The 2500-nt window shown below is 51.0% G+C and carries 2 rRNA genes (1 of these 2 cut by a window edge); both read left to right on the top strand.

The features are described 5' to 3' along the window. Positions 1-2309: ribosomal RNA gene (locus tag AB6M95_RS19320) — 23S ribosomal RNA — on the top strand; it begins 629 nt to the left of the window's first position. A gap of 65 nt (positions 2310-2374) precedes the next feature. Then, positions 2375-2489 (top strand): 5S ribosomal RNA (rrf, locus tag AB6M95_RS19315). Positions 2490-2500: the final 11 nt, after the last annotated feature.

The following is a 2500-nucleotide window of genomic DNA, read 5'->3' as shown; positions in this document are numbered from 1 at the left end:
TTAATCTGTAGTGCGAGGTTAAGTCTTGAGACGTAGCCGTAGCGAAAGCGAGTCTGAATAGGGCGCCAAGTAGTGCGGATTAGACCCGAAGCCGGGTGATCTATCCATGAGCAGGCTGAAACTTGAGTAAAATCAAGTGGAGGGCCGAACCAGTATCGGTTGAAAACGATTTGGATGACTTGTGGATAGGGGTGAAAGGCCAATCAAACCCGGTGATAGCTGGTTCTCCCCGAAATATATTGAGGTATAGCGTCACATTAGTTTGCCGGAGGTAGAGCACTGACAGGGCTAGGGGCCCCACCAGGTTACCAACCCCTTTCAAACTCCGAATGCCGGTAAATGATGTGTGGCAGTCAGGCTATGGGTGCGAAGGCCCGTGGCCAAAAGGGAAACAGCCCAGACCAACAGCTAAGGTCTCCAAATCAATGCTAAGTGGGAAAGGTGGTGGAGTTGCTTATACATCCAGGAGGTTGGCTTAGAAGCAGCCATCCTTTAAAGAAAGCGTAATAGCTCACTGGCCTAGCGATTCTGCGCCGAAAATGTAACGGGGCTAAGCATTGTACCGAAGCTTTGGGTTCATAGTTTACTATGAGCGGTAGGGGAGCGTTCTCAGATGGGACGAAGGTGTACCGTGAGGTATGCTGGACTAATGAGAAGTGAATATGCTGGCATGAGTAACGATAAAATAAGTGAGAAACTTATTCGCCGTAAACCTAAGGTTTCCTGGGTAAAGTTAATCTTCCCAGGGTAAGTCGGCCCCTAAGGCGAGGCAGAAATGCGTAGTCGATGGGAAACAGGTTAATATTCCTGTACATGTATACGTGTGCGATGGAGGGACGCAGGAGGATAGGCGGTCCGGGTGTTGGATATCCCGGTGCAAGCGTGTAGGGTTGAACTGTAGGCAAATCCGCAGTTCTAGATGCCTGAGACGTGATGCCGTGTCATTAAACTGACTGAAGCCGTTGAGTCCATGCTGCCAAGAAAAGCTCCTAAGTTTAGCGTATGCATACCGTACCGCAAACCAACACAGGTAGGTGGGTCGAGCAGACCAAGGCGCTTGAGAGAACTCTGGTTAAGGAACTCGGCAAAATGACCCCGTAAGTTCGCGATAAGGGGTACTCGATTCCGTGACCATTTGACTATGTGAGCGGATTTGAGACGCAGGAATCGGGGGGGGCGACTGTTTACTAAAAACATAGGTCTCTGCTAAGTCGTAAGACGATGTATAGGGACTGACGCCTGCCCGGTGCTGGAAGGTTAAGAGGTGGGGTCAGCGCAAGCGAAGCTCTAAATCGAAGCCCCAGTAAACGGCGGCCGTAACTATAACGGTCCTAAGGTAGCGAAATTCCTTGTCGGGTAAGTTCCGACCTGCACGAATGGCGTAACGATCTCCCCGCTGTCTCAACCAGAGACTCAGTGAAATTGAATTCCCGGTGAAAATGCCGGGTACCCGCGGAAGGACGGAAAGACCCTGTGCACCTTTACTGCAGCTTGACATTGGTATTTGATTAATAATGTGTAGGATAGGTGGGAGACTTTGAAGCGTGCTCGCCAGAGTGCGTGGAGTCAACCTTGAAATACCACCCTTTATTACTTAGGTATCTAATCCATAACCGTTATCCGGTGTGGAGACAGTGTCTGGTGGGTAGTTTGACTGGGGCGGTCGCCTCCTAAAAAGTAACGGAGGCTTGCAAAGGTTCCCTCAGGCTGATTGGAAACCAGCCGTTGAGTGCAAAGGCATAAGGGAGCTTGACTGTGAGAGAGACATCTCGAGCAGGAACGAAAGTTGGTCTTAGTGATCCGGTGGTTCCGAATGGAAGGGCCATCGCTCATAGGATAAAAGGTACGCCGGGGATAACAGGCTGATCGCGTCCAAGAGTTCACATCGACGACGCGGTTTGGCACCTCGATGTCGGCTCATCACATCCTGGGGCTGAAGCAGGTCCCAAGGGTACGGCTGTTCGCCGTTTAAAGTGGTACGCGAGCTGGGTTTAAAACGTCGTGAGACAGTTTGGTCCCTATCCTCCGTGGGCGTAGGAGAATTGAAGAGGGTCTGCCCCTAGTACGAGAGGACCGGGGTGGACGAACCTATGGTGTTCCTGTTGTCACGCCAGTGGCACTGCAGGGTAGCTAAGTTCGGAACGGATAACCGCTGAAAGCATCTAAGCGGGAAGCCAGCCTCAAGATAAGTTCTCCCTGGACATTAGTCCCTAAAGATCCCTGGAAGACCACCAGGTTGATAGGCTGGAGGTGTAAGCAACGCGAGTTGTTCAGCTGACCAGTACTAATAGATCGTGCGGCTTATTTAACAATTACAGGAATTCTCTCTTCCCCTATTTACTATATATTCCGAACTCCGGTTCGCCAAAATTTTCTTGGTGGCCAAGGAGGAGGGGGTACACCCGGTCCCATTCCGAACCCGGTAGTTAAGCCCTCCATCGCCGATGATACTGCATGGTAGCGTGTGGGAAAGTAGGTCGCCGCCAAGGAATATTTCAAA

The organism is Pseudodesulfovibrio karagichevae, from assembly GCF_041414475.1.
In the GTDB taxonomy this organism is placed as follows: Bacteria; Desulfobacterota; Desulfovibrionia; order Desulfovibrionales; family Desulfovibrionaceae; genus Pseudodesulfovibrio; species Pseudodesulfovibrio karagichevae.
The sequence above is the reverse complement of the archived record's forward strand: the minus strand, read 5'-3'. Positions and strand labels throughout refer to the sequence as shown.